This is a genomic window from Bradyrhizobium sp. 154 (genome assembly GCF_023073875.1).
Classification (GTDB): Bacteria; Pseudomonadota; Alphaproteobacteria; order Rhizobiales; family Xanthobacteraceae; genus Bradyrhizobium.
The window spans coordinates 1-26,079 of record NZ_JADPKG010000123.1; the positions used below are offsets into that span (position 1 = coordinate 1).

Here is a 26,079-nt window from a genome sequence, read left to right on the forward strand (position 1 = left end):
AACCACAGACCCCATCAGGCCTTGGCAGGACAAACTCCCAAGGCCTTCGCCGCTACCAAGACCACCGCGATCCAATCAGCGAATTATTGAACATCGACAGCAATGACAGTGAAATCGCGTCAAAGTACCCCGAAGATCGCCAGCGCCAGCACGGCCTGGGCGAGGAAGCCGACGGTGAATGCGAGCGTGCGGAAGATCGGGATCCCGATGGCGTAGACAATGATATGTGCGACGCGCGACCAGAAATACACCGCGCAGGCGAGCACCGTCCATTTCGTCGAATAGTCGATTGCGTTGAGGATCAGCACCAGCGGCGCGAAGATCACGAGGTTTTCGACCGCGTTGTCGTGCGCGAACATCAACCGGTTGGCCCAATCCGCCTGCGGCTTGTCGTTGCGCGACGGATTGGCCATCGCACCGCTGAGCCCGCGAACCTGGCAGCGGTTGATGATGTAGGGGATCCAGAGCACTCCGGTCAGGATCACCGTCAGTGTCAGCCAGAACAATTCGCGCGTCATGGTCCGGTCCCTTCTGTCGTCGCTGTGGTGAGAGCGAGTCTATACGAAAGCGCGGACGATTCCGCTATGCGCGAACCCTGACATAGCTGCCGGGCGCATCCTCGATCGGCGGGAACGTCTCGCTGCCGACCGGACGCGCCGGGACCTCCTCCGGATCCAGCTCGCCGAGCCATTGGCGCCAGTCCGGCCACCATGAGCCCTTGTGCTCCACCGCGCCCTTCATCCACTCGGCGACGCTGACGTCCTTGATGTTGTCGTTGGTCCAGTACTGATACTTGTTCGAGGCCGGCGGATTGACCACGCCGGCGATGTGGCCCGAGCCCGACAGCACGTATTTCACCGGGCCGCCAAAGAACTGCGAACCGTACAGCACCGATTCCGCCGGTGCGATGTGATCCTCGCGGGTGGCGAGATTGTAGACGGGGACCTTGACCTTGGAGAGATCGAGCAGGGTATTGTCGAGCACCATCGTGCCGGTCGAGAACCGATTTTCCAGATAACAGTTGCGCAAATAATAGGAATGGTTGGCCTGGGTCATCCGTGTCGCGTCCGAATTCCAGTGCAACAGGTCGAAAGCACTCGGCTGCTGGCCCTTCAGATAGTTGCTGACGACATAGGACCAGATCAAATCGTTGGAGCGCAGCATGTTGAAGGCCATCGCCATCTTCGAGCCTTCGAGCACGCCGGCCGCCTTCATGTCCTGCTCGAGGGCTGCGATCTGCTCCTCGTCGACGAACACGAGGAGATCGCCGGCATGGGTGAAGTCGACCTGGGCCGCGAAGAACGTCGCCGATGCAACGCGCTGGCGGCGTTTCTCGGCGAGCCAGGCCAGCGTGGTCGCGAGCATCGTGCCGCCGACACAATAGCCGGCAGTGTGTACCTTCATCTCGCCGGTGATCTTCTCGATCACGTCCATCGCCGCGAGCGGGCCTTCCTTCATGTAGTCTTCCCAGCCCTTGTTGCCGAGCCGCTTGTCGGGATTGACCCATGAGATCACGAACACGGTGATGCCCTGGTCGACGCACCACTTGATGTAGGATTTCTCCGGCTTGAGATCGAGGATGTAGAACTTGTTGATCCAGGGCGGCACGATCAGGAGCGGGGTGCGTAGCACTTTCTCGGTGGTCGGCGCATACTGGATCAGCTGCATCATTTCGTTCTGGTAGATCACCTTGCCCGGCGTCGTCGCCATGTTGACGCCGACGACGAGATTGTCCGGATTGGACTGGCGGATCTTCAACATGCCTTTGCCGGCCGCGATGTCCTCGGCCAACATCGTCAGGCCGCGCGCGAGGTTATCGCCGGACGTGGCAAGTGTCTCGCGCAGCACCTCCGGATTGGTCAGCACGAAGTTGGACGGCGACAGCGCGTTGGTGACCTGCTGGACGTAGAACTCGGCCTTGCGGCGGGTATGCGGATCGAGCCCTTCGGCAGCGCGCACCAGCTCCTGCGCCCATTTGGTCGTGAGCAGATAGAGCTGCATGACGAAATCGAAGAACTGGTTCGACTTCCATTCGGGATCGGCAAAGCGCTTGTCGCGCGGCGAGGGCGTGATCGCGGGCGGGGCGTCCTGGCCCGCCATGCGGCGAACCGCCGAGCCCCAGAGGTCGAGATAGTCCTTGGCGAGCTTGGTCTGGAGATCGGAGGAGCGGGACGTGTCCGACAGCCAGTATTCGGCGACCGAGGTGAAGGTCCTGACGATCTCGGCAAGCTCGGGCGGCGGGCGATCCTGCACCTCGCCGGTCTCGCGCGGTTTGAGGTAGGCAGCGAGCGCCTTGCCACCGCTCTCCATCGCCCGCGCGACATTCATCGCGAAAGCTTCGGCATCGAACTTCGTCTCGAACGGGGTGCCGGATTTGGGCGTGTCGGTTGTGACGGTACTCATGCGCAGAACAGTAACGATTCATTCTGTATTCGTCACCGCGAAGCTCGCATGTTTGGCGTTAAACACTCTCGAAGATGTGTTGCAGCGCGACAAATTTTCTTGGTTCCGTCACAATCGAGCCGCAACCGCTCGGCTTGGTAGCGCCGGGTGGTTTTCTCGCTCATACCATTTTGGGCAGCCATGGTTTGAGCTTGGGCGCGGTCTTGGGTAAGTTGCCCTGGGGGCCGTGCTTCGGGACGAGTAGGGGATTTCCCAAGTGTTGGTGTTATGGGACCTGCAAAAGACGCTGCCGATCTGTGGCGCGCTGTTGATCGCGGCGCTTGCCTTGGGCGGCTGCTCAAGCCAGCTCGCGGATATGACGCCCGCGGATGCGCAGGCGCATCCCAGGGAGCCCGGCAGCTATCTGCCGGTGCATGATCTGCCGCCGGATCGCGATCAGGCGACCATCCCGCCGGACCAGCGCGCCAAGATCGAGGCCGAGCTTGCCGCGGCGCGCGATCGTCAAGCTCTGGCCGCCAAGGACGCCAAGTGAGCAAATGAGGCGGTGCAAGGTAATCGCTGGCGCCCCCGTCTTGCCGTGCTAAAAGACCTCAGTTCAGCCAATAGTCAGGGCGAACGACCTCAGCCGCCATCGTCGATGATTGCTCTAAGTGTTTGATTTCGAGTAATTTTCGTGAAGGGACTGGGCGCGTTTCCGAACGGCCGTCATGGCCTGTCGATTCTGTCCTGACCGGTTGCCCGGAGCCCAGAGAGCCATGGAAGAGTTTTACCGCATCCGCCGCCTGCCGCCTTACGTGTTCGAACAGGTCAACCGGGCCAAGGCGGCCGCGCGGAACGCCGGCGCCGACATCATCGACCTCGGCATGGGCAATCCGGACCTGCCGGCGCCGCCGCACGTGCTTGAGAAGCTCAAGGAGACTCTTGGCAAGCCGCGCACCGACCGCTACTCGGCCTCACGCGGCATTCCGGGGCTGCGCCGGGCGCAAGCTGCCTACTACGCCCGCCGCTTCGGCGTGAAGCTCAATCCCGATACCCAGGTTGTCGCGACGCTCGGCTCCAAGGAAGGCTTTGCCAACGTGGCGCAGGCCATCACCGCGCCGGGCGACGTCATCCTCTGTCCGAACCCGAGCTATCCGATTCACGCCTTCGGCTTTTTGATGGCGGGCGGGGTGATCCGCTCGGTGCCTTCCGAGCCGACGCCGCAATTCTTCGAGGCGGCCGAGCGGGCGATCATCCATTCGATCCCCAAGCCGCTGGCGCTCGTCGTCTGCTACCCCTCGAACCCGACGGCCTATGTCGCGAGCCTCGACTTCTACAAGGACCTCGTCGCGTTCGCGAAGAAGCACGAGATCCTGATCCTGTCCGATCTCGCTTATGCCGAAGTCTATTTCGACGAGAGCAACCCGCCGCCCTCGGTGCTCCAGGTGCCCGGCGCGATGGACGTCGCCGTCGAGTTCACCTCGATGTCGAAGACCTATTCGATGGCCGGCTGGCGCATGGGCTTTGCGGTCGGCAATGAGCGCGTGATCGCGGCGCTCGCCCGCGTCAAATCCTATCTCGATTACGGCGCGTTCACGCCGGTCCAGGTCGCGGCGACCGCCGCATTGAACGGCCCGGACGATTGCATCAAGGAGATGCGCGACACTTACCGCAAGCGCCGCGACGCGCTGGTGGAATCGTTCGGCCGCGCCGGCTGGGAGATTCCGCCGCCGGAGGCCTCGATGTTCGCCTGGGTGCCGCTGCCAGAGGCCTTCCGCAGCATCGGCAGCATGCAGTTCGCGACCCTGATGGTGGAGAAATCCGGCGTCGCGGTCTCGCCCGGCGTCGGCTTTGGCGAGCATGGTGAAGGATATGTCCGCATCGCCATGGTGGAAAACGAGCAACGGATCAGGCAGGCCGCGCGCGGCGTGCGCCGCTTCCTTGAAAGCGGCGTCGAAACGTTGCACAACGTGGTTCCGCTCGCCAATCGGCGCTAATTCTCTTCTGCAGGTTTTCTGAACTATCATGGTCGCACCCCTGAAAGTGGGCATAGCGGGGCTCGGCACCGTGGGTGCCGAAGTCGTCCGTTTGATCGAAACGCAAGCGCGCGTGCTCACGGGACGCAGCGGCCGGGGCATCCGCGTCGTTGCCGTCACCGCGCGCTCGAAGGCGAAGAAGCGCGGCGTCGACTTGCGCGGCGTCGAATGGGCGAGGGATCCAATGGCGCTTGCCACCCATGCCGAGGTCGATTGCTTCGTCGAACTGATGGGCGGCGCCGGCGATCCCGCGCTGTCGGCGGTGGAAGCCGCGCTCAATGCCGGCAAGTCGGTTGTCACCGCCAACAAGGCGCTGCTCGCCAAGCATGGCCTCAAGCTCGCCAAGGCGGCTGAAAAGCACGGCGGCGCGCTGAATTTCGAGGCAGCGGTCGGCGCCGCTATCCCTGTCATCAAGACGTTACGCGAGGGGCTCGCTGGAACCGGCGTCAACCGCGTCTATGGCATCCTCAACGGCACCTGCAATTACATCCTGACCCGGATGGAGCAGGAGGGCCTGTCCTTTGCCGAATGCCTGAAGGACGCGCAGCGGCTCGGCTATGCCGAGGCCGATCCGTCCTTCGACGTCGACGGCCACGACACCGCGCAAAAACTCGCCATTCTGGCCAGCCTGGCCTTCGGCACGAAAGTTGCTCAAAGCGCGGTGTATGTCGAAGGCATCTCATCCATCGCGCCGGAAGACCTGCGCGCGGCGGCCGATCTCGGCTACCGCGTCAAGCTGCTCGGCGTTGCGGTTCGCACCGCCAAGGGCATCGAGCAGCGCGTGCATCCGACCATGGTGCCAAAATCCTCCTCGATCGCGCAGGTGATGGGTGTCACCAATGCGGTCACGATCGATGGCGAGGGGATTCCGCCGATCACGCTGGTCGGCCCCGGCGCAGGCGGTGCCGCGACCGCATCCGCCGTTGTCGCCGACATCGCCGACGTTGCGCGCGGCATTCGTGCCAATCCGTTCGGACGGCCGATTTCGCACTTGCGCGACACCAAGAAGGCGCCCATGGAGCGGCATGAGGGCGGTTATTACATCCGCCTGCTCGCCCGCGATTTCCCCGGCACTGCGGCCGCGATCGCCACGCGGCTTGCAGAACAGAAGATTTCGATCGAATCGATCGTGCAGCGTCATCCCAATGGCGGCGCTGCTCCCAGCGACGGCAAGACAGTCCCCGTGCCGGTCATCCTGATCACTTATGCGACCCATGAGGACGCCGTGCGCCGCGCGCTCGCCGCAGTCCAGCGCGACAAGGTGATCAGCGGAAGGCCGCAGGTGATCCGGATCGAGAAGAACTGACACGGTTCGAACGAACTGTGGGTGTTACGAGTTGATGCGGACGGAGATGTCCGTCCAAAACCGTTTCGAAGGAGTGAGCCGATGTCGACCCATATTTCAGTCCCGCCGCAAGCGTTGCTCGAGCGCATCCTCACGCTGGAGATCGTGCGGGTGACGGAGCGGGCGGCGGTGTCCTCGGCGCGGCTGCGCGGGCACGGCAACGAGAAGCAGGCTGACCAGGCTGCTGTCGACGCCATGCGCCGCGAGCTCAACAAGCTGCCGATCGAAGGCACTATCGTGATCGGCGAAGGTGAACGTGACGAGGCACCGATGCTCTTCATCGGCGAGAAGGTCGGCATGAATGCCGGTCCCCAGGTCGATATCGCGGTCGATCCGCTCGAAGGCACCACGCTATGCGCCAAGAACATGCCGGGCTCGATCGCCACAATGGCGATGGCCGACGGCGGCACGCTGCTGCATGCCCCCGACGTCTACATGCAGAAGCTCGCGATCGGACCCGGCTACGACAAGGGCGTCGTCGATCTCGATGCCTCGCCGGCTGATAACGTCCGCCGCCTCGCCAAGGCCAAGGGCGTCAAGCCTGATGGCATCACCGTTCTCGTGCTCGATCGTCCGCGCCATGCCGACATCATTGCGAGCGTGCGTTCGACCGGCGCCGCCGTGCGCCTGATCACCGACGGCGACGTCGCCGGCGTGATCCATTGCGCCGACCCCGACAACACCGGCGTCGACATGTATCTCGGCACCGGCGGTGCGCCGGAAGGCGTGCTCGCCGCCGTGGCGCTGCGCTGCATCGGCGGTCAGATGCAGTGCCGCCTCATCCTCGACTCCGAAGAGAAGCGCGAGCGCGCCGCCAAGATGGGCGTCAACGATCCCAAGATGATCTACGGCATCGAGGACATGGCGCGCGGCGACTGCCTGTTTGCCGCCACCGGCGTCACCACGGGCTCGCTGCTCTCGGGCGTCAAATTCCGCAAGGACGGCGTGATCGAGACCGAGACGGTGGTGATGCGCTCCGTCACCGGCACCGTGCGCTACATCAAGGCCGAGCACCGCGAGCTGGCCAAGTTCCATCTGGATTGATCCAGGCAACACCACTGTCGTCGTTCCGGGGCGACGGGACCGCGCAACGCGCGGCCCGCGAGCCCGGAATCCATCGGGCGACAGTCTCCGACGCGCAATGGGTTCCGGGTTCGATGCTGCGCATCGCCCCGGAATGACGATAAGAAAAAGAGGGGAAGCGCCATGTCCGATCTCTCCGCCGTCAAAGCCCTCGTCTTCGACGTGTTCGGTACCGTCGTGGACTGGCGCACCAGCCTGATCACCGATTTCATGTGGTGGGGCAAGCAGCGCGGCATCAGCGCTGATTGGACCGCGCTCGTCGATGGCTGGCGCGGCATGTACATGGCCTCGATGGACGACGTGCGCAAACATCCCGAGCGCGGCTACGTCATGCTCGACGATCTGCACCGCCGCTCGCTGGAAAAGCTGGTCGATCAATTCTCGATCAAGGGCCTCACCGAAGCCGATCTCGACTATCTCACCAAAGGCTGGCACCGCCTGCATCCCTGGCCCGACAGCGTCGGCGGTCTGACCCGGCTGAAGACCAAATTCGTGATCTCGCCGCTGTCGAACGGCAATGTCGCCCTGCTCACCAACATGGCGAAGTTTGCAGGGCTGCCCTGGGACCTCATCATGTCCGCCGAGCTGTTCGAGCACTACAAGCCTGATCCCGAGACCTATCTCGGCGCCGCGCGCCTGCTCTGCCTCAAGCCGCAAAAGGTGATGATGGTCGCGGCCCACAATGGCGATCTTGCGGCTGCGCAGAAGAACGGATTGAAGACCGCGTTCGTGGCGCGGCCGACCGAGTACGGACCGTTGCAGAAGGTCGACTTCGAGGCGACCGGCAATTGGGACATCGTCGCAAAGGATTTTGGCGGGATCGCCGACAAGCTCGGGTGCTAGCGACGTTCTTGATAGCTTGTACGCGGCAACGCCGGTCCGGGCAGCGCGCGCCGCCCGGACCTGATTTCGAAACTACAAGGTCATCTTCATCGGCTCCGGATAGTAGTGGAAGCCTTCGCCTGTCTTGGCGACATGGCCGTAGCCCGGCCAGGCGAAGTGATAGGACATCACGGGGGTCTTGTTTGCCGCAAGCATCGTCAGCAGCTTGACGCGCGAGTCTGCCGCCTGCTTCGGGTCGGTGTCGTAGGAGAACTCCATCCTCGGCCGCTCCAGCAGCAGCACCGAATGGTGCGAGAGATCGCCGAGGAAGGCGAACGATTTGCCCGCCGAGGAGACCATGAAGATGGTGTGGCCGACAGTGTGACCGGGCGCGGCGACCGCCTGCACGCCCGGCAAAAATTCCTGGCCGTCCTTGAAAAACACGATGCGGTCGCGGACCGGCAGCAGGTTCTTGCGGGCGTGGAGGACGAAGTCCTTGGCCGGGCTGCCGAGCTTGCCCTCATCGGTCCAGAAGTCGAAATCGGACTGGGAGATGTAGACCTGCGCGTTCGGAAACAACGGTTTGCCGCCCTCGTCCACGATGCCCCCGATGTGGTCGATATGGGCGTGCGAGCACACCACGGCGTCGATGTCCTCCGGCTTGATTCCGGCCTCGGTCATGCTCTTCTGCTGCCGTCCGGTGCTGGCGCCGAACATTTTTGAGCTGCCCATGCCGGTATCGAACAGGATGAGCTTGTCGCCGGTGTTCACGATCGGCGAGTTCTGCTCGAGCACGACATTGTCCGGCGACAGGAAATTGTCGGCCAGCATCTTCTTGACCTCTTCCTTGGGAACGCCGGTGAAGGTCCCGGAGGGATCGCCGAGCGGCAGCGGCCCATCGGATACGACGGTCACCTCGGCATCGCCGAGAATGAAGCGATGCCAGTAGGGCGTCTGGGTGCCGAGCTTGGGTGCCCGGGCCATCGCGCTGCTGCCGAGCAGCGCGCTGGCGCCAAGGCCGGCCCCGAGTGCGAGAAGGGATCGACGTGAGACATCGATTGTCATGCGTTTCCTCCGCTTTTTTGACCTGCGCGATTGTTGGCGCGGTGTGACCGGCCCCGGTCGACCATGAGGCCGGAGGTCGGCGGAAGGCATGCTGCGCCGGTTGCGATGAGCTAGCAAGTGGAATTGGTCCGCGGATGCATGCCGGGCAGGGACACGGCGTGCGGAGCACGTTCCGCAAAAACAAAGCCCCGCGGAATTGCGCCTTACGCAATTCTCAGCGTGAGGTCATTGCCGTCCGTTTCGGCAAAGCCGGCCTGTAAGACCTCTTCGCGCTTATGGCGCAGATGCGCACGCAGGATGTGGGCGAGGCCGGCGCCGTCGCGGCGCTGGAGCGCATTGAGGATTGCCTCGTGCTCCTTGACGGCGAGCGCCCAGCGCTGCGGCGTCATCGGCGTGACGTAGCGCGCGCGGCGGATCCGCGCTGTCACCGAGGTGTAAAGGCTCGCGAGCACCGGGTTTCCGGCCGCGTTGACGATGGCTTCGTGAATTGCGCGGTTGCCGCGATAGTACTGGATCAGGTCACCCTCGCGATAATGCTGCACCATGTCCGCATGCGCGGTGGCGATCGCGTCGATCTCGGCGTCCGTGATGCGCTCGCAGGCAAGCTCGCCGGCAAGGGCTTCGAGGCCCTGGCAGACCTCGAACAGGTCGCGCATGTCCTGGTCGGTCAGCTTCGCCGCGCGCGAGCCGCGATGCGGCAGCAGCTGCACGAGGCCTTCGGCGGCCAGCACCTTGAGCGCCTCGCGCAGCGGCGTGCGCGAGATCTCCAGCCGCTCGCACAGCTCGCGCTCCGGAATGCGCGCCCCTGGCGGGATTTCACCGTCGAGCAGGATGGCGCGAATGCGGCCGACGACTTCTTCGTGAAGCATGGTCTGAAACTCTATTTGCATGCAAAAATGGGCCTACAAACGGAAAATTGCAAGTTCCTGCTTGAAAATTCCAATTTTTGCATTCAAAACTGTAGAAAAGCAGAAAGGGTGTGGGGAATGGACCTGCAAGTGGAGGCACAAGAGCTCGTCTTCGAGCGCCAGGACGGCATCGGGCGGATCACCTTTAACCGCCCGCAGGCCCGCAACGCCTTCACGTTTGCCATGTACGAGCGGCTCGCTGCGATTTGCGAGGAGGCTGACCGCGACCCTGCGATCAAGGTGCTGGTGCTGCGCGGGGCTGGCGACAAGGCGTTCGCCTCGGGCACCGACATCAACCAGTTCCGCGAATTCAAGACGCCGCAGGACGCCATCGATTACGAGAACCGCATCGATCGCGTGCTCACAACGCTGGAGCAGTGCCGTGTGCCGACGATCGCGGCGATCAACGGGTTCTGTACCGGAGGCGGGGCCGGCATCGCTGCGGCCTGCGACCTCCGCATCGGCACCAAGACCGCCAAGATCGGTTTCCCCATCGCCCGCACGCTCGGCAATTGCCTGTCGATGTCCAATGTCAGCCGTCTCGCCGCGCTCATCGGCGCCGCGCGCGTCAAGGATCTGATCTTCACCGCGCGCCTGGTCGATGCCACCGAGGCCGCGAGCATCGGGCTGCTTGGCGAGGTCGTGGACGATCTTGCCGCGCTCGATCGGCGCACTGACGAGGTCGCTCGGCTGCTCGCCAGTCATGCGCCGCTGACGCTGAATGCGACCAAGCAGGCGGTGACGCGCCTGCAAAGACGGCTGACGCGGGACGAGGGCGAAGACCTCATCCTGATGTGCTACACGAGCCAGGATTTTCGCGAAGGGCTCGATGCTTTCCTCAACAAGCGCGCGCCGCAATGGCGCGGCCAATAGGACGGGCCCATGCAGAGCGATCGATCGCAATCCACCTCCCGCCGTTCGGGACCGCTCGCCGGTCTCAAGGTCATCGATCTCACCCATGTCATGGCCGGGCCGACCTGCACCTTGATGCTCGCCGACATGGGCGCCGACGTCATCAAGATCGAGAAATGGCCCAATGGCGACGATACCCGCCATTCGGTGCCGCCGAAGATCGGCGATGAGGCGGCCTCCTTCCTGATGATGAACCGCAACAAGCGCGGCATCGTGCTGGATCTGAAGACCGACGGTGGCAAGCAGGTGCTTCGGCGGTTGATCGCGAGCGCCGACGTGCTGGTGGAGAACTTTGCGCCCGGCGCGATGGAGCGTCTCGGTTTCGGCTACGAGGCACTGCACGCGGAATTTCCCGCGCTGATCTACTGCTCGCTGTCGGGCTTCGGCCGCACCGGCCCGTACAAGCACCGCCGCGGCTTCGATCTGGTCGCGCAGGCCATGAGCGGCATCATGAGCTTTACCGGCGAACGCCCCGACGGTCCGCCCGTCAAATGCGGCCCGCCACTGTCCGACATCACCGCCGGTCTGCTGGCGAGCATGGGCATCCTCGCGGCCTATACGCACCGTCTCAAGACCGGCGAAGGACAGTGGGTGGAGACATCGCTCTATGAAGCGGCCCTGGTGCAGACCTATTGGCAGTCCACCATCGCGCTGGCCGCGGGCACGGCACCGCGCGCGATGGGCTCGGCCCATCCGCTCAATGCGCCCTATCAGGCGTTCGAAGCCTCGGATGGCTGGCTCGTCGTCGGCGGCGCCAACAAGAAGCATTGGCTGTTGATGCTGGAAGCACTCGGCGCCAGCGAACTCGCCGCCGATCCGCGCTTCGTCACCGGCTCCGACCGTATGGCGCATCTGAAGGAGCTGGAAGCCGTCTTGAGCGAACGCTTCCGCACCAAATCGCGCGCGCATTGGCTTGCGGCGCTGGACGAGAAGGGCGTGCCGTGCGGCCCCGTGCACGACATGCTGGAAGCGCTCAGCGATCCGCAGACGCTGGCGCGCGAGATGGTCGTCGAGGTCGAGCACTCCACGCTCGGCCCCGTAAAGACGATCGGGCTTCCCATCAAGTTTTCGGAGACCCCAGGCAAAGTTCGCTCAGGCGCGCCGGTCTATGGTGAGCACACAAGTGAGGTGCTGGCCGAGCACGGGTTCGACCAGAAGCAGATCGAAGCGCTCGAAAAAGAAGGCGCAATCGTGCTGGCCTCAGCAAGTCGCGAGGAACGCGTCGCCTGAGCGGACGTCGATAAGACAACAACAAAAGACAAAAATCAGCTGGAGGAACATCATGGGTCGGACGTCAACACTTCTGCTCCCCGCGGCCGCGATCGTGCTCGCCGGCACGATGCCGGCGCTCGCCGCCTGGCAACCGCAAAAGCCGATCGAGTTCGTCGCCACGGCCGGGCCGGGTGGCGGCACTGACAATCTCGCGCGCGCGGTCCAGAACATCATCACCAAGTACAAGCTGACAGACCAGCCGATCGTCGTCGTCAACAAGGGCGGCGGCAGCGGCGCCGAAGGTTATGTCTACGGCAAGGCCTCCGCGGGCGATCCCCACAAGGTGATCTTCGGCACCTCCAACGCCTGGCAGCAGCCGCTCGTCTCCAAGGTCGCCTTCAACTACACCGATCTCACCCCGATCGCGGCGATGGCGCAGGATGAGTTCCTGCTCTGGGTCAAGCAGGACGCGCCCTACAAAACCGCGGGCGATTATCTGAAGGCGGCCGCATCGGGCGAATTCAAGATGGGCGGCGCGCAATCCAAGGACACCGACGAGGTGTTGACGCGCATGATCGAGAAGGCCGGCAAGGTCAAGCTGACCTACATCCCTTTCAAGAGCGGCGCCGAGACCGCTGTGCAGCTCGCCGGCGGACATCTCGATTCCCACGTCAACAATCCCAGCGAGAGCCTCGGGCAATGGCGCGGCGGTACGCAGCGCCCGCTCTGCGTTTTCAGCCCGAAACGGCTGCCGCAGGGTCCGAAGGTCACCGCAACCGAAGGCTGGAGCGACGTTCCGACCTGCGTCGAGCAGGGCCTCGACATCAAGCAGTATGAGCAGCCGCGCACGGTGTGGCTGCCCGGCAAGGTCACGCCGGACCAGGCGGCGTTCTATGTCGACCTGATGAAGAAGGTGCAGGCAACGCCGGAATGGAAGGACTACATCGAGAAGACCTCACAGGTCGACACCTTCCTGACCGGCGCCGAGTTCGAAAAATTCATCAAGGAGGACCTCGAGCACGTCAAGCAGGTCGCGGGCGAGCAGGGCTGGCTCGTCAAGTGAGGCGGCGGGCAGGTCGCCTGCGGCCATCCTTCGAGACGCCCGCCTGCGGCGGGCCCGCAGGGTGAGGTCGCGCGCCGTGGCAAGATATCCAACCCTCATGGTGAGGAGCCCGCCAAAGCGGGCGTCTCGAACCATGCAGGCCGAGCTCGTTCAGCAGGCCTCACCGCCGTCACATGGGATAGCTCAGAGGTAACAGACCATGATCTCCCGCCGCGCGCTTGAACTTGCGACCGCAGTCCTCACCGGGACCTTCGGTGTGGCAGTCGTCATCTCCAGCCTCGACAACGGCATCGGCTGGTCGAGCGCCGGGGTGGACGCCGGCACGTTTCCGTTCCTGACCGGGGTCATCATCGTGATCGGGAGCCTCTACAATCTGGTGCGGGGCGTGCTACCGGCCGCGACACTGGCAAATGTCCCCATCGCCATCACGTCCCTCGAGCTGCGCAGGCTCGCCGGCCTGTTCGTGCCGGCTGCGATTTTTGTTGCCGCGATCCCGCTGGCCGGGATGTACGTCGCTTCAGCATTGTACGTTTTCGCAGTGCTGGCGATCCCCAAGTATCAATCCGTGCCGCGTGCGCTCGCGATGGCGGGGGCGACGGCACTCGCGCTCTACGTCGTGTTCGAGCGCATGTTCCAGGTCAGCCTGCCGCATGGCGCGCTCGCCGCCGCGTTCGGGTTCTGATGGAGAGGTCCGATGGATAATCTCGCAGAGCTCCTGCACGGCTTCACCATCGCGGTCACCGCGCCACATCTGCTGCTCATGGTAATCGGCGTGCTGCTCGGCATTCTCGTCGGCGTGCTGCCGGGGCTGGGCGCGCCAAACGGAGTATCGCTGCTTTTGCCGATGACCTTCGGTATGCAGCCGGTCTCGGCCATCATCCTGCTCTCCAGCATGTATTGGGGGGCGCTGTTCGGCGGCTCCGTGACCTCGATCCTGTTCAACATTCCCGGCGAGCCGTCCTCGGTCGCGACCACGTTCGACGGCTACCCGATGGCGCGCGACGGCCGGCCAACGACGGCGCTCGCCACCGCCTTCGGTTCGGCGGCGTTCGGCGCGCTGATCGGCGTCATCCTGATCACCTTCCTTGCATCCTGGGTGGCCCAGGTTGCGCTCGCGTTCGGGCCGGCCGAGTATTTTGCGGTCTATTTCCTGGCCTTTGCCAGCTTCGTCGGCATGGGCGGTGCGGCGCCGATCAAGACCGTCGTGGCGCTGGCGATCGGCTTTGCGATCGCTGCCATCGGCATCGACACGGTGTCCGGCAGCGTGCGCCTCACCATGGGGGTCGATGAACTCGTCAAGGGCGTGAGCTTCGTCGTCGCCGTGATGGGTCTGTTCGGCATCGGCGAGCTCTTGGTTGCAGTCGAAGAGGAGTTTCACGCGCGCGCGGTCTCCTCGAAGATCGACTGGCGTGAGGTGTTCCGCGCGGTCGGCCGCCTGCCGCGGCATGGTATTGCCCTGTTGCGCAGCGCCGCGATCGGATGCTGGATGGGGATTACGCCGGGCGGCCCGACCGCGGCCTCCTTCATGAGCTACGGCATCGCGCGCCGCTTCTCGCGCCGCGGCCGATATTTCGGCACCGGCGAGGTCGAAGGCATCATCTCGCCGGAGACGGCCGACCATGCCGCCGGCACCAGCGCGCTGCTGCCGATGCTCTCGCTAGGCATTCCCGGCTCGGCGACCGCGGCGGTCATGATGGGCGGGCTGATGATCTGGGGCCTCAATCCCGGGCCGATGCTGTTCGTCGACAGTAAGGATTTCGTCTGGGGCCTGATCGCCTCGATGTATGTCGGCAACATCGTCGCCGTCGCGCTGGTGCTGCTCACCGTTCCGGTCTTCGCGGCCTTGATGCGGATTCCGTTTGTGGTGATCGCGCCCCTGATCGTGATCATCTGCGTCGTCGGCGCCTATTCGGTGTCGAACTCCTATCTCGACGTCGTCATGATGCTTGGCTTCGGGATCGTCGGCTATCTCTTCAAGAAGCTGTTCTATCCGCTGGCGCCGCTCGTGCTCGCGATCGTCATCGGCGACAAGGCCGAGGACGCGTTCCGGCAGTCGATGTTGATCTCCAAGGGATCGCTCGGGATATTCTTTGCAAACAAGCTGGTGACATGCCTGATCGTTGCCGGCATCGCATTGTTGCTGCTTCCGCTCGTGCTGCAGCTCACGCGGCTCTGGCGCAAACCCGCGCCGTCTACCGATCGGACGACAGCTGAGGAAAAGGTGATCATATGACCGCAAAGCCGCTCATTGCATTGGCAATGGGAGATCCCGCCGGCATCAGCCCGGAGCTGACGGCGAAGCTCGCGGTGCAGGATGACGTCCGCGCCCGCAGCCGGATCGTCGTCATCGGTGACCGCCGCATCTTCGACGAAGGCGCGCGCGTCGCCGGCGTGAAGTCGGAGCTGACCATGGTAGAGCAGGGCGCCGACCTTGGCGCGGCGCAGGGCGAGACGCTGTTTGTCGATCTCCGCCACCTCGACCCCAGGGAGGTCGAGCCGAAGACCGCGACGCTTGCCGGCGGAAAATTCGCGCTGACCAATTATCGGCACGCGCTCGAACTCGGCCGTGACGGAAGTGTCGATGCCGTCTGCTTTACCCCCTTCAACAAGCAGGCGATGCGCCTTGCCCGCGCCGAATACGACGACGAGATCGCGTTCTCCGCCGAGGTGGTCGGGCTCAAGACCGCGGCAAGCGAGTTCAACGTGCTGGACCGGCTCTGGAACGCGCGGGTCACCTCCCATATCCCTCTCAAGGACGTCGCTGCAAAGCTGTCCAGCGAGCGCATCCATCGCGCGCTCAAGCTGACCGATTCCTGTATGCGCAATGCCGGTTTCGCGCGGCCCCGCATCGCGGTCGCTGGTCTCAATCCGCATGCCGGCGACGGCGGCAATTTCGGCCGTGAGGAAATTGACATCATCTCGCCCGTAGTCGCGGCCGCCCAGCGCGAGGGTATCGCCGCGGAGGGACCGTTCCCCGCCGACACGGTGTTCCTGCGCGCCAAGGGCGGTGCCTTCGATGCGGTGCTGACGATGTATCACGACCAAGGTCAGATCGCGATGAAGCTGATGGGTTTTGATCGCGGTGTCACCTTGCTCGGTGGTTTCCCTTTCCCGATCTGCACGCCCGCGCACGGCACCGCCTATGATATCGCCGGGCAGGGCATCGCATCGGTTGGCGCTAGCCGCGCCGCTGTGCTGCTCGCATCGGAGATGGCCGCGCGTCGCGCCGCCTGATGGCGCGCGCCAGGGGAGCCCGCTCATGAAGTTCGTACGCGCAAAGCCTGCGAGTTTCGGGAAAAAGTGGAAACTTCCGGCGTGGTAATGAGTTGCGTCCCATGAACGTCTCCATCTGGGAGCTGGAACATGGTCGACTACGACCCGCTACGAACGGCCGTGGATACTGCTTGGTCCGTCTACCGCGCCCGGCATCGTCACGTCGATGCCGCGGATGGTCGTCGCTGTCTGCTCGAGCGTCATCTACAAGGGAGGCGGGAAGCGCGCGAGAGTGGCGGTGATGCCCAGGACCTTACGGCATCTGGCCTTGCCTATCTCGAGCGGCTTCACGATGACGAATGCTAGGGCTGGTGGAGGAACTGGCCTGCTGCCTGGCGGCCGCGACCGCAAGGCCGAATTGGACCTTGCTCGCGATTTCGAACCTTCTGGCGGCATTGATCGTGCTGATCGTGCGCTTGGCAGTTTAGCACATGCGTATCGCTCAGCTCGCTCCCCTGGCCGAAAGCGTTCCTCCGAAGCTCTACGGCGGCACCGAGCGGGTAGTAGCTTGGCTGGTGGATGAGCTGGTGCAGCTCGGCCACGACGTCACGCTGTTTGCGAGCGGCGATTCCCGGACGGCCGGCAGACTCTATCCGGTTTGGTCCCGTGCGTTGCGTCTCGGGCGGAAGGGCGCCGATCCGAGTGCAGCTTGCGCGATGCTGCTGGAAGCGATCGCGAAGCGAGCGAGGGATTTCGATGTGATCCACGCGCATATCGATTGGCTGCATCTGCCGTTGCTCAGTCGCCTGGGCGTGCCGTTCCTGACGACCATGCACGGCCGCCTCGACTTGCCTGGGTTGCCCGACGTGGTTCGGCAATTCCCCGAAGCAGCGCTCGTGTCGATTTCCGACCGTCAGCGCCTGCCGCTTCAAAATGCGAAATGGATTAGAACGATCCAGCACGGGATGCCGTCCGACCTGCTTCGCCCATGCTACGAGCAGGGATCCTACCTTGCATTTCTTGGCCGCCTGACGAAAGACAAAGGTCCGGAGGAGGCCATCCGCATCGCGCATCAAACCCGTATGCCCCTGCGCATCGCCGCGAAGATCCCGCGCGCCGAGACCGCCTATTTCAAGAAACATGTCGAGCCCCATATTGACGACGAGAAGATCAAGCTTGTCGGCGAAGTCGATAATGACAGAAAACAGCAGTTCCTTGGTCGAGCCGCCGCTCTGTTGTTCCCGATCGATTGGCCGGAGCCCTTCGGGCTGGTCATGATCGAAGCAATGGCCTGCGGAACTCCCGTGATCGCCTACCGCTCAGGCGCCGTCCCTGAGGTCATCGAGCACGGCCTGACTGGTCTCATCGTCGAGAACGAGGAGCAAGCCGTTCAGGCGGTCGGCGAGGTGGGCAAGTTGGATCGAAGGCAGGTGCGCGCACGGTTCGAGGAGCGTTTCTCGGCGCGCCGGATGGCGCGAGAGTACGAAGGCGAGTACAGCAAGCTGGTTGCCGCCGCGGCTTGAGAATTCGATAGGCGCGACGGGCTCCGGTTGACGCGGCGTCTCGCCTGCTGCCCCGGGGCGTTACTTCGCGATAGGCGTCACGAGCTCCTTGTCTGCTGTATCCACGACGAAGACGGCCAGCAGCTTCGCAGGCTCGGAATCGCTGGCATTCGCGCTTATGGCGTGGCGGTCGCCGGGTTTCTCGAAAAAATTCTCTCCCTTGCGATAGACCTTCGCGGGCTCGTCATTGACTTGACTGCGGATTGCTCCTTCCAGGATGGTCGCATAGATAAACGCGGAGCGCGGGTGCATGTGCGCCGGTGAGGAGCCTCCCGGACCATATTCGACCAGCACGCCCTTCATGCTCTTGCCGGGGACGTTGGGCAGGGCCTGGTCGAACACCACGGTTACTTTGGCCAATGGTGCTGCCGTCTCGGCTGCATGGGCCGTCAGGAAAGACGCGGCGTAAACCGCCGTTGCGATCAGCAATCTGCGCATGGGATTCCCTTCATTGTCATTTCCGTCGTGATTGAGGCTGACGGAGCTTCAGAGACTCGCGAGCCATGTTGCGAGCGGTGTTTTCCCGAGCCGCGCCTCGCCAAGCGGATTCAGCGATGTGTCGTCAATGAGAGCGCCGTAATAGGGCGCCTTTGGGTCTCCCACCACAGGTCGGACATCGCCGGACGCCTTCAGGCGCCGCGCGATGAATTCATTGAAGGGGGCCTTCTCGGGTCCAGCAATGTCGATCGTGCCGTTGAGCGGCCGGCCCGTTGCGATCTCCGCGAGACAATCGACCACATCGTCGGACGCGATCGGTTGAAACTGCGCCGATGGAACGACAATCCTGCCGCCCGTCACAGCCGTTTCGGCAATGGCGCCGAGGAATTCAAAGAACTGGGTGGCGCGCACGATCGAGTAGGGGACCGAAGAGGATTTGATGACGGTCTCCTGGGCGAGCTTGGCACGGAAATAGGCGTTGTCGGGCGACCGCTCGGTGCCGACGATGGAGAGCGCCACATGATGTTTCACGGCCGCTGCGGCTTCTGCCGCGACGAGATTCTTGCTCGAACGCTGGAAGAAATCGAGCACGGCGGTCGGCTCCCAGGACGGCGCGTTGGCGACGTCGACGACAACATCGGCGCCGGCCAGCACCGCAGCGAGACCTTCCCCGGTCACGGCGTTCACGCCTGATCTTGGCGAGGCTGCCACCGCCTCGTGGCCCTGCTGCTTGAGCTTCGCCACCAGTTTAGATCCGATCAATCCGGTCCCGCCGATCACGACGATCTTCATGGCACGTCTCCTCGGTGTTTCGGAGCGCGGGAAAAAGGCCAATTCCTGCTCTCGCGCTTACGTGCATCACGATCCAACGCCTGTTCTATCGGAGCAATCGGCAGGCCCTTGCCTGGAACGCGCCTGACTTGCCGAAAAATGCTCCAGAGAGATCGTTACGATACGACACAATTCGTCTGGGAGCATTCCCTTAAATCTCGGAGATCAGTGGCCGCTCAGCACCAGCGTCTTCACCGGCAACAGCAGCGCTTGAATGCGCAACAGAAGGGCATGTACAAGCCCCGTGGCATCGACGACATGCAGAGCAGATCCCTTGAGCGCGCCGGTCTTTGGGTCTGCAATCGCATCGTGGTTGCTCGTATAGGCATTGACGATGCAGGTCGAGCCTGGCGTGACGCCCTCGAGCCCGCCCTTATAGAGCGGTTCCAAAAATGCCAGGATCGTGCCCGGCTGCCGAAGATTTTGCGGATCGATGAGCTGTTCGCCCGAGCGGAATTGACCGGCGGCGATATAGTCCTGAACGCCCGTGATGACGAGCGGAATGATGACCCAGGGCTTCGAGATGCAAGTCGCTTCTGCGAGCATGCCGGGTCGTATGACCTGGGCTTCAATCTGGCCGAAGCCAGCCTGCAATACGCGCCGGCCCGCGCCCTCTGGGATCAAGAGGCCGGCGGGCCGCATCATCTGATTGACGACATCGCCAGTGCGCAGAAGGAATTGCTCCACTCGCCCATCGACCCCCGCCCGAATGGAAGTCTTGTCGAGGTCCACCTGCGCCTCTGCCATCGCGGCCTCTGCGCTCGCCTTCTCAGCCGGCAGAAGCGTTGAGATCCGCAGCGCCGAAGCCTCCCTGGCGGCACTGGCGGAATCGATGCCCGCCTGCCGCTGATCGACGGCGACCTGGAGTTTCTCGATGTCACGCTGCGGCACGATCCCAGGATTGCGCCGCTGCAATTCGCTCTTGGTGTCGAGCTCGTCCCTCGCTTGCTGCCAGGCCGCCCTCGCTTCTGCGATCTGGGCTTCCGCCTTGACCACATCGGCCCGCGCGCTGATCAGCGAGGCATCGATCTCGGCGACCTTTCGTTTTGTCGTCTCGAGCGCCGCCTGCTGCTTGGCGCTGTCCAGCCGGAAGAGGACGTCGCCCTTCTTCACAGGCGCGCTGTAATCGACGTTCACTTCGGCGACGCGGCCGGCCACTTCGGGCAGGATCGGCACGGTGCGGAAGTAGAGCGCCGCGGACGTGGTCGAGGGATGATAGTAGAAGATCATGGTGATCAGCGCGACGGTCAGCATCAGGCAGCCGGTAATGCCCCACCTCAGCTCAAACCAGACCGAGTAGAGGGTGATCTCCTTGCCGAACCGCTTACCTTGCCGATAGCGCCGATAGAGGTAGTCCGGAAGGATCGTCACGAGCGAGCAGAGCAGGAGCTCAAGCATGACCTTGGACTCCCTCGTTCGACGCACTCTTCGTGCCGGAATTGCCGGTCAGCTCGGTTTCGGATGCTGATTGCGACGTCTGCGGCGCTGCATCGGCGATCCGCTCCACCGAGCCGGCGATGGTGCGCAGCGGCGTCGAGAAGTCCGGCAGGTCGATCATCGCGAGCAGGAGGCCCGCGATCCAGAAGATGTGCATGTGCGTGAACAGCGAGATGAGGCCGAGCACGGCGACGATCTCGAATTGCAGCTTCTGCGATCGGTGCGCCATGCGCTCCGGAAGGCTGTGCAGCTTCCAATAGAGCGTGCCCACCCACAACACGACGACGATGAGGAAGATGGCCATGACGACCATCAGGGCGTCCGATCCATCAGGTCCAGGCACGAAGAATGGCAGATGATGAGGCGCTGCCGCATGCATTTGTTCGCTCAAGCTCGTCCCCCTGCCAGAAGAAGCCTGAGAGCCCAGAGCGAGGCTCGTACTTTGCCCAGCATTGTTTCCCAAGACGGGAACTGGAGCAAGGATCGTGTCGAGACTGCCGTTGCGTTCGGTGTGTACTAGATCGCCGCGTCCAACGAAATGTTCCTGAGACGGCCGCTGTCGGACAAGGACAAATATGCCGTGTTGGCACCCTTGGCGATCGTCACAGATTGCTCCTGTTTTGCCCGACGTGTCAAAGAGTTTTGGCGAGTGCAAAAACTATTAGGGAAGACAGCCCTTTGGCTACTGTGCATGGGGTTGTTTTCGCGAGTTTTGATAAAAGGGGCTATTCGCCGCCTTTGCGGGGCGCCTCACGCCCCGCAGATGATCACGCCGTACCAGCCGAGCCCACGATAGGTCTCATAGCCCGGGGTGGCATGGAAGGCGACCAGCGCACCGGTGCGGTCGTGGTAGAAGCCGGAGCGCTGGCCGTTCAGCGCGATCGAGATGCGCTCGCTGAGGATGCCCTGGCCGTCGGAGGCGGCAATCACGCGAAGGTTCGAATCGACCAGCAGTACGCGGGCCTTGTCGCTGTCGCCGACGCGCACGCCCTTGACGATGGCGCGGGCCTGCGCCTCCCAGTCGAAATGAATGGCGAGCACGCCGATCGGCCCCCCGTTGGCCTGGCCGCCGCTGCGGACGCTGGCGCAATAGGTCGCGACCTGGGCGTTGCCGAGCAGCGGCTGGTTCTCGACGTCACCGGCGACATAGTCGTCGCCGGAGCGCAAGGATTGCGCCTCGCGAAACCATTTGGTGTGGGCGACGTTCTGGCCGACGACGCGAAAGCGGTCGGCGCGGCCATTGGCGATGACGTTGCCGTCGAGATCGCAAAGCCAGAGGTCGAGGTAGACGGTGTAGGCCCCGAGGATCACGCCGAGGCGCTGCGAGGCGTGGTTTACAGCTGCCGCGGCCGGCGAGGCCGCGCAATCGACCACGGCGGAGTCGGTCGCCCACCAACGCACGTCGCAGGTGCGCTCATAGAGGTTGCGGTCGATCAGCTCGATAGCGTTGAGCGACAGATCGACCATGCGCTCGCCGCGCGAGCGCTGGCTCATGCGGTCGATCGAGGCGACGAGGTCGCCGGTTCGTTTGGTCAACTGTGTCTCGAACTCGCGGGCGATGGTCTCGACCTGCTGGCCGACGCCACGCACCTCCTGCGCCACGACCGCAAAGCCCGCGCCCTGCGCACCGGCGCGCGAGCTCTCGATCAGCGCGTTCAGCGCCAGCATCTTCATCTGATTGGTGATTTGCTGGATCGCCTTGGTCTTGTCGACCGCGATCTGGTTGACCTCCGCAGTCAGGCGGTTGATCAGCACGGAGATGTCGGAATCATTATCGGCGGGTTCGGTGGCGGTGATCGGCTTGGCTTTCAGACCCAGCGCAGCAGACATCGGGGAGCTTCCCTTGGCAATGAGGTCTGACCTGCAATGAACCCGGAAAAAATTACAGATCGAATGGGAATCTTCTTCGAGGATTCCACCTAACGCCCGCTTAATTTGCGGTTCCCTGGAATGCCCAAATGATAGTCAGTTCCGCGCCGCAAAAAGGCAATCCACCGCTTTGTGCGGCGCAGGCATTGCATATCTGGAGCGATTCCGGGCCAATCGTTCCTGCCGACAAATCTGCTGCCACCCGTCCGGGCTCCTCAATCAATCAACATTCATGACCCCGCCCGCAACTGCCTTGCCTGTCGAAGCGCCCCAGGCGTTCCTGGGGGTGACGCGCTCGCTCACCGACAAGCTCTGGCGCGACCGGCTCGACGCGCGCGGCGCGGCCAAGGCTCTTGCGATCGTGCAACGTCACCAATTGCCGGAACTGCTGGCGCGGGTGCTGGCCGGCCGCGGCGTCGATATCGACACCGTGCCGGACTTCCTCGATCCGACCATCCGAAAACTGCTGCCGGACCCGTTCACGGTGACGGAGATGGAAGCTGCCGCGCAGCGGATCGCGGATGCCGCGGGGAAGGGCGAAAGGGTCGCGATCTTCGGCGATTACGACGTCGACGGCGCCACTTCGGCGGCGCTGCTGGCCTGGCATCTGCGCCATTGCGGGCTCGATCCGCTGATCCACATTCCGGACCGGATCTTTGAGGGGTACGGCCCCAACACCGAAGCGGTGCGCGCGCTGGCGGCAAAGGGCGCCACGCTGCTCGTCACCGTCGATTGTGGCACCACCAGTATCGAGCCCTTGGCCGAGGCGAAGCGCCTCGGCATGTCCGTTGTCGTGATCGACCACCACCAATGCGGCCTCGATCTCCCCGAGGTCGATGCGCTGGTCAATCCGAACCGCCCCGACGATCTCTCGGGCCTCGGACATCTCGCCGCCGTCGGCCTCGTGCTGGTGACGCTGGTCGCCGTCAATCGCGAGCTGCGCCAGCGCGGTTTCTGGGGCGCCGAGATGCCTGAGCCCGATCTGCTCGGCATGCTGCATCACGTCGCACTCGGCACCGTCGCCGACGTTGCGCCGCTGATCGGGCTCAACCGCGCCTTCGTCGCAAAAGGGCTGATCGCGATGCGGCGGCGCGACCATGTCGGTCATACCGCGCTGATGGACGTGGCGCGGCTCAATGGTCCGCCGGAGGCCTGGCATCTCGGCTTCATGCTGGGGCCGCGCGTCAATGCCGGCGGTCGGATCGGTCGGGCCGATCTCGGCGTGCGCCTTTTGCTCGAAGGTGACAGCGTCGAGGCCGCACGCATCGCCGCCGAGCTCGACCGCCTCAACAGTGAGCGCCGCGTCATCGAGCAGGCGGCCGAAGCGCAGGCGGAAGCCGAGGCGCTTGCCTCGATCGGGCTGGAAGACAAGCTCGGCGTCATCGTCACGGCCTCCGAAGGCTGGCATCCCGGCGTCGTCGGCCTCGTCGCCTCACGCCTGAAGGAGAAGTTTTCCCGGCCTGCTTTTGCCATCGCGCTCGAGCCCGGCGGCATCGGCACCGGCTCGGGCCGCTCGATCGCCGGCGTCGATCTCGGCAAGGCGGTGCGGCAAGCGGTTACTGACGGCATTCTGCTCAAGGGCGGCGGCCACGCGATGGCTGCGGGCGTCACGCTGCGCAGGGAGAAGCTCGCCGAATTCCGCGCCTATCTGGAGAGCGCGCTGGCGCGCGACGTCGCGGAGGCGCGGCACGTCAACGAGCTCTATGTCGACGGCGCAGTCTCCGCGCGCGCAGTGGCGCCGGAGCTTGCGACGACTCTCAATCGCGCCGGCCCGTTCGGCAGCGGCAATCCGGAAGTCGTGCTGGCCCTGCCGGCGCATCAGCTCGTCTATGCCGATGAGGTCGGCCAGGCGCACTTGAGGCTGCGCTTCAAGTCCGGTGACGGCGCCATCGTCAACGGCATCGCGTTCCGTTCGGTCGGCCAGAAGCTCGGCAATGCGCTGCTCGCCAACCGTGGTCAGCAATTGCATGTCGCGGGATCTTTGTCGGTCGATCGCTACCAGGGCGTCGAGCGTGTGCAATTCCGCGTCGTCGACGTCGCGCTACCGGACCAGGGGCCATCCGTGATTAGATAGCGCGCGAGCCGGACCCGAAAGGCCTCGTGAGCGCACAGTGCGACGCGGTTTTCGGCAAGATTATGCGAAAAAATAGATCGCTCAAACAACAAAAAAATAGATCGCTCAAACAACAAAAAAGGGAGTGAACATGGCAGGGCAGGTTGAGGGCAAGGTCGCGCTGGTGACGGGCGGCGCCTCCGGCATTGGCGAGGCCATCGTCGAGCTGTTCGCGCGCGAGGGCGCCACCGTCATTGCGACAGACATCGACGAGCTGCGCGGCCCAGAGCTTGCCAACCGGATTACAAGAGCCGGCGGCAAGGCGATCTTCCTGGCGCAGGATGTCACCAGCGAGGAACGCTGGATCGAGGTCGTCACCGAGGTCGCAAAGCGCTACGGCCGGCTGGACATCATGGTCTCCAATGCCGGCATCGGCATCTCCGTGCCCTCCATCGTCGACATGACGCTGGCCGACTGGCGCAAGCAGAACGCCATCAACCTCGATGGCGTGTTCCTCTCTGTTAAGCATTGCCTGCCCTTGATGCGCAAGACCGGCGGCGGCTCGATCGTGATGATGTCTTCACTGGCGGGCCTGCGCGGTGCCCCCGGGCTGTCGGCCTATTCGGCCACCAAGGGCGGAGTGCGGCTGTTTGCGAAATCGATCGCGATGGAATGCGCGGCCGCTGGCGACGGCATCCGCGTCAACTCGGTGCATCCCGGCATCATCGACACGCCGATCTGGGGCAAGATCCCGACCGGCGCGACCGGTGCCGGCCAGAACGCGCCGATCGATCCAGAAGAGCGCGCCAAGGTCGTCACGCCGCTCGGCCGTGCCGGCCAGGCTGCGGAGATCGCTTCTGGCGTGCTGTATCTGGCCTCCGATGCCTCGCGCTACGTCACCGGCAGCGAACTCATCATCGACGGCGGCATGAATGCCGGCGGCGTGCCGCGGCGCGCATGAGCCGCGCAGGGCAGGGGGCGCCGGCAGGGGCTGACGCGCAGGCGCAGCCCCTGTACAACGCGGCCAGCTCCGACCGACATAGGTGTCCTTCCATGGCGCATAGTCTTCACGCTTCCTCTCCCGCGCCCCATCGTTCGAACCGGCCGGACCTCGCCACCGAGGCGATCCGCACCGCGCGCGAGGATCTTGCCGCCTGCTTCCGCATGGCCGCGCGCAACGGTTTTGAGGAAGGCATCTGCAATCATTTCTCGGCCGTGGTGCCGGGACATGACGATCTCTTCCTGGTCAATCCGTACGGCTACGCCTTCCGCGAGCTGACCGCGTCAAAGCTGCTGATCTGCGACTTCCACGGCAACGTGCTCGACGGCGAGGGCGTGCCCGAGGCGACGGCCTTCTACATCCATGCCGAGATGCACAAGCGCCTGCCGCGCGCCAAGGTCGCTTTCCACACCCACATGCCCTATGCGACGGCGCTCTCAATGACCGAGGGCGAGCCTCTGATCTGGGCCGGCCAGACTGCGCTGAAATTCTACGGCCGTACCGCGGTGGACCGCGACTATAACGGCCTTGCCCTCGACAACCGCGAGGGCGCGCGCATCGCCTCCGCCGTCGGCGATGCGGATATCGTTTTCATGAAGAACCACGGCGTGATGGTACTGGCCCCGACCATCGCCGAGGCCTGGGACGATCTCTATTACCTCGAACGCGCAGCCGAGGTGCAGGTGCTGGCGATGTCGACCGGACGAAAGGTGCTGCCGATCGATCCCGCTGTTGCCGCCGAAACCTACAGGCAGATGCGCGAAGGCGATTCCGAATCCGCGCGGCTGCATCTCGCCGCGATCCGCCGCCAGCTCGACGCGGAAGAACCGCAGTATAGGCACTGAGCC

At 64.0% G+C, this 26,079-nt stretch carries 25 protein-coding genes; 16 read left to right on the forward strand and 9 right to left on the reverse strand.

All coding sequences use genetic code 11. The annotated features are described in order from the left end of the window. Positions 1-119: 119 nt before the first annotated feature. Positions 120-518 carry an MAPEG family protein gene (locus tag IVA92_RS33895; protein ID WP_247280961.1) on the reverse strand — a complete coding sequence of 133 codons (399 nt, stop codon included), beginning with the start codon at positions 516-518 and terminating at the stop codon, positions 120-122. A 64-nt stretch (positions 519-582) separates the two neighbouring features. Continuing rightward, the gene (gene phaC, locus IVA92_RS33900; RefSeq protein ID WP_247280962.1) at positions 583-2,403 is read right to left on the reverse strand and encodes a class I poly(R)-hydroxyalkanoic acid synthase; all 1,821 of its coding nucleotides are present in this window, start codon (positions 2,401-2,403) and stop codon (positions 583-585) included. Positions 2,404-2,659: 256 nt separating this feature from the next. On the opposite strand from phaC, the gene IVA92_RS33905 reads away from it, so the two are divergent. The 5 genes from IVA92_RS33905 to IVA92_RS33925 all read left to right on the forward strand — a co-directional run bounded on the left by IVA92_RS33905 (position 2,660) and on the right by IVA92_RS33925 (position 7,689). Next, entirely contained in the window at positions 2,660-2,935 is a 276-nt protein-coding gene (locus tag IVA92_RS33905) for a hypothetical protein (protein WP_247280963.1), read from the forward strand. Between the two features lie 223 nt (positions 2,936-3,158). Continuing rightward, the gene (locus tag IVA92_RS33910) at positions 3,159-4,379 is read left to right on the forward strand and encodes an LL-diaminopimelate aminotransferase (RefSeq protein ID WP_247280964.1); all 1,221 of its coding nucleotides are present in this window, start codon (positions 3,159-3,161) and stop codon (positions 4,377-4,379) included. A 28-nt stretch (positions 4,380-4,407) separates the two neighbouring features. Then, positions 4,408-5,724, forward strand: coding sequence for a homoserine dehydrogenase (locus IVA92_RS33915; RefSeq protein ID WP_247280965.1), 1,317 nt, complete (start codon positions 4,408-4,410; stop codon positions 5,722-5,724). Positions 5,725-5,805: 81 nt separating this feature from the next. Continuing rightward, positions 5,806-6,807 (forward strand): class II fructose-bisphosphatase, encoded by a 1,002-nt coding sequence (glpX, locus tag IVA92_RS33920; RefSeq protein WP_247280966.1) that lies wholly within the window; start codon positions 5,806-5,808, stop codon positions 6,805-6,807. Between the two features lie 162 nt (positions 6,808-6,969). Continuing rightward, the gene (locus tag IVA92_RS33925; RefSeq protein ID WP_247280967.1) at positions 6,970-7,689 is read left to right on the forward strand and encodes a haloacid dehalogenase type II; all 720 of its coding nucleotides are present in this window, start codon (positions 6,970-6,972) and stop codon (positions 7,687-7,689) included. A 72-nt stretch (positions 7,690-7,761) separates the two neighbouring features. Here the strand turns inward: IVA92_RS33925 and IVA92_RS33930 are convergent, their stop codons facing one another. Both IVA92_RS33930 and IVA92_RS33935 read right to left on the reverse strand, forming a co-directional pair. Further along, complete coding sequence (locus tag IVA92_RS33930; RefSeq protein WP_247280968.1) at positions 7,762-8,733, reverse strand: MBL fold metallo-hydrolase; 972 nt, start codon at positions 8,731-8,733, stop codon at positions 7,762-7,764. 203 nt (positions 8,734-8,936) lie between these two features. Further along, on the reverse strand, positions 8,937-9,602 hold the full coding sequence (locus IVA92_RS33935) for a GntR family transcriptional regulator (protein ID WP_247280969.1): 666 nt from the start codon (positions 9,600-9,602) through the stop codon (positions 8,937-8,939). Between the two features lie 117 nt (positions 9,603-9,719). Between IVA92_RS33935 and IVA92_RS33940 the strand changes: the two genes are divergently transcribed. From IVA92_RS33940 to IVA92_RS33975, 8 genes are all read left to right on the forward strand, one after another. Next, positions 9,720-10,514, forward strand: a complete 795-nt coding sequence (locus tag IVA92_RS33940; protein WP_247280970.1) for an enoyl-CoA hydratase/isomerase family protein — start codon at positions 9,720-9,722, stop codon at positions 10,512-10,514. 9 nt (positions 10,515-10,523) lie between these two features. After that, complete coding sequence (locus IVA92_RS33945) at positions 10,524-11,783, forward strand: CoA transferase (RefSeq protein WP_247280971.1); 1,260 nt, start codon at positions 10,524-10,526, stop codon at positions 11,781-11,783. A gap of 52 nt (positions 11,784-11,835) precedes the next feature. Beyond that, positions 11,836-12,828 (forward strand): tripartite tricarboxylate transporter substrate-binding protein, encoded by a 993-nt coding sequence (locus IVA92_RS33950; RefSeq protein WP_247280972.1) that lies wholly within the window; start codon positions 11,836-11,838, stop codon positions 12,826-12,828. A 199-nt stretch (positions 12,829-13,027) separates the two neighbouring features. Beyond that, positions 13,028-13,510, forward strand: a complete 483-nt coding sequence (locus IVA92_RS33955) for a tripartite tricarboxylate transporter TctB family protein (RefSeq protein ID WP_247280973.1) — start codon at positions 13,028-13,030, stop codon at positions 13,508-13,510. A 12-nt stretch (positions 13,511-13,522) separates the two neighbouring features. Next, positions 13,523-15,061 (forward strand): tripartite tricarboxylate transporter permease, encoded by a 1,539-nt coding sequence (locus tag IVA92_RS33960; RefSeq protein ID WP_247280974.1) that lies wholly within the window; start codon positions 13,523-13,525, stop codon positions 15,059-15,061. Next, positions 15,058-16,062: a 4-hydroxythreonine-4-phosphate dehydrogenase PdxA gene (locus IVA92_RS33965; RefSeq protein ID WP_247280975.1), complete on the forward strand. Its 1,005-nt coding sequence runs from the start codon at positions 15,058-15,060 to the stop codon at positions 16,060-16,062. The genes IVA92_RS33960 and IVA92_RS33965 overlap by 4 nt, the downstream gene beginning before the upstream one ends. Before the next feature lie 129 nt (positions 16,063-16,191). After that, positions 16,192-16,407 (forward strand): hypothetical protein, encoded by a 216-nt coding sequence (locus tag IVA92_RS33970; RefSeq protein ID WP_247280976.1) that lies wholly within the window; start codon positions 16,192-16,194, stop codon positions 16,405-16,407. A gap of 125 nt (positions 16,408-16,532) precedes the next feature. Continuing rightward, entirely contained in the window at positions 16,533-17,564 is a 1,032-nt protein-coding gene (locus tag IVA92_RS33975; protein WP_247280977.1) for a glycosyltransferase family 4 protein, read from the forward strand. 60 nt (positions 17,565-17,624) lie between these two features. On the opposite strand, the gene IVA92_RS33980 is transcribed toward IVA92_RS33975, so the two are convergent. From IVA92_RS33980 to IVA92_RS34000, 5 genes are all read right to left on the reverse strand, one after another. Next, positions 17,625-18,041, reverse strand: a complete 417-nt coding sequence (locus IVA92_RS33980; protein WP_247280978.1) for a cupin domain-containing protein — start codon at positions 18,039-18,041, stop codon at positions 17,625-17,627. Positions 18,042-18,089: 48 nt separating this feature from the next. Beyond that, complete coding sequence (locus IVA92_RS33985) at positions 18,090-18,833, reverse strand: SDR family oxidoreductase (RefSeq protein ID WP_247280979.1); 744 nt, start codon at positions 18,831-18,833, stop codon at positions 18,090-18,092. 204 nt (positions 18,834-19,037) lie between these two features. Then, entirely contained in the window at positions 19,038-20,270 is a 1,233-nt protein-coding gene (locus IVA92_RS33990; protein WP_247280980.1) for a biotin/lipoyl-binding protein, read from the reverse strand. Continuing rightward, positions 20,263-20,700, reverse strand: a complete 438-nt coding sequence (locus IVA92_RS33995; protein WP_247280981.1) for a hypothetical protein — start codon at positions 20,698-20,700, stop codon at positions 20,263-20,265. Before IVA92_RS33995 ends, IVA92_RS33990 begins: the two co-directional genes overlap by 8 nt. Before the next feature lie 359 nt (positions 20,701-21,059). Continuing rightward, the gene (locus IVA92_RS34000; protein WP_247280982.1) at positions 21,060-22,139 is read right to left on the reverse strand and encodes a methyl-accepting chemotaxis protein; all 1,080 of its coding nucleotides are present in this window, start codon (positions 22,137-22,139) and stop codon (positions 21,060-21,062) included. A 271-nt stretch (positions 22,140-22,410) separates the two neighbouring features. On the opposite strand from IVA92_RS34000, the gene recJ reads away from it, so the two are divergent. The 3 genes from recJ to IVA92_RS34015 all read left to right on the forward strand — a co-directional run bounded on the left by recJ (position 22,411) and on the right by IVA92_RS34015 (position 26,076). Then, positions 22,411-24,252 (forward strand): single-stranded-DNA-specific exonuclease RecJ, encoded by a 1,842-nt coding sequence (gene recJ / locus IVA92_RS34005; protein WP_247280983.1) that lies wholly within the window; start codon positions 22,411-22,413, stop codon positions 24,250-24,252. A 130-nt stretch (positions 24,253-24,382) separates the two neighbouring features. After that, positions 24,383-25,192, forward strand: coding sequence for a glucose 1-dehydrogenase (locus IVA92_RS34010; protein ID WP_247280984.1), 810 nt, complete (start codon positions 24,383-24,385; stop codon positions 25,190-25,192). A 92-nt stretch (positions 25,193-25,284) separates the two neighbouring features. Beyond that, the gene (locus IVA92_RS34015) at positions 25,285-26,076 is read left to right on the forward strand and encodes an aldolase (protein ID WP_247280985.1); all 792 of its coding nucleotides are present in this window, start codon (positions 25,285-25,287) and stop codon (positions 26,074-26,076) included. Positions 26,077-26,079: the final 3 nt, after the last annotated feature.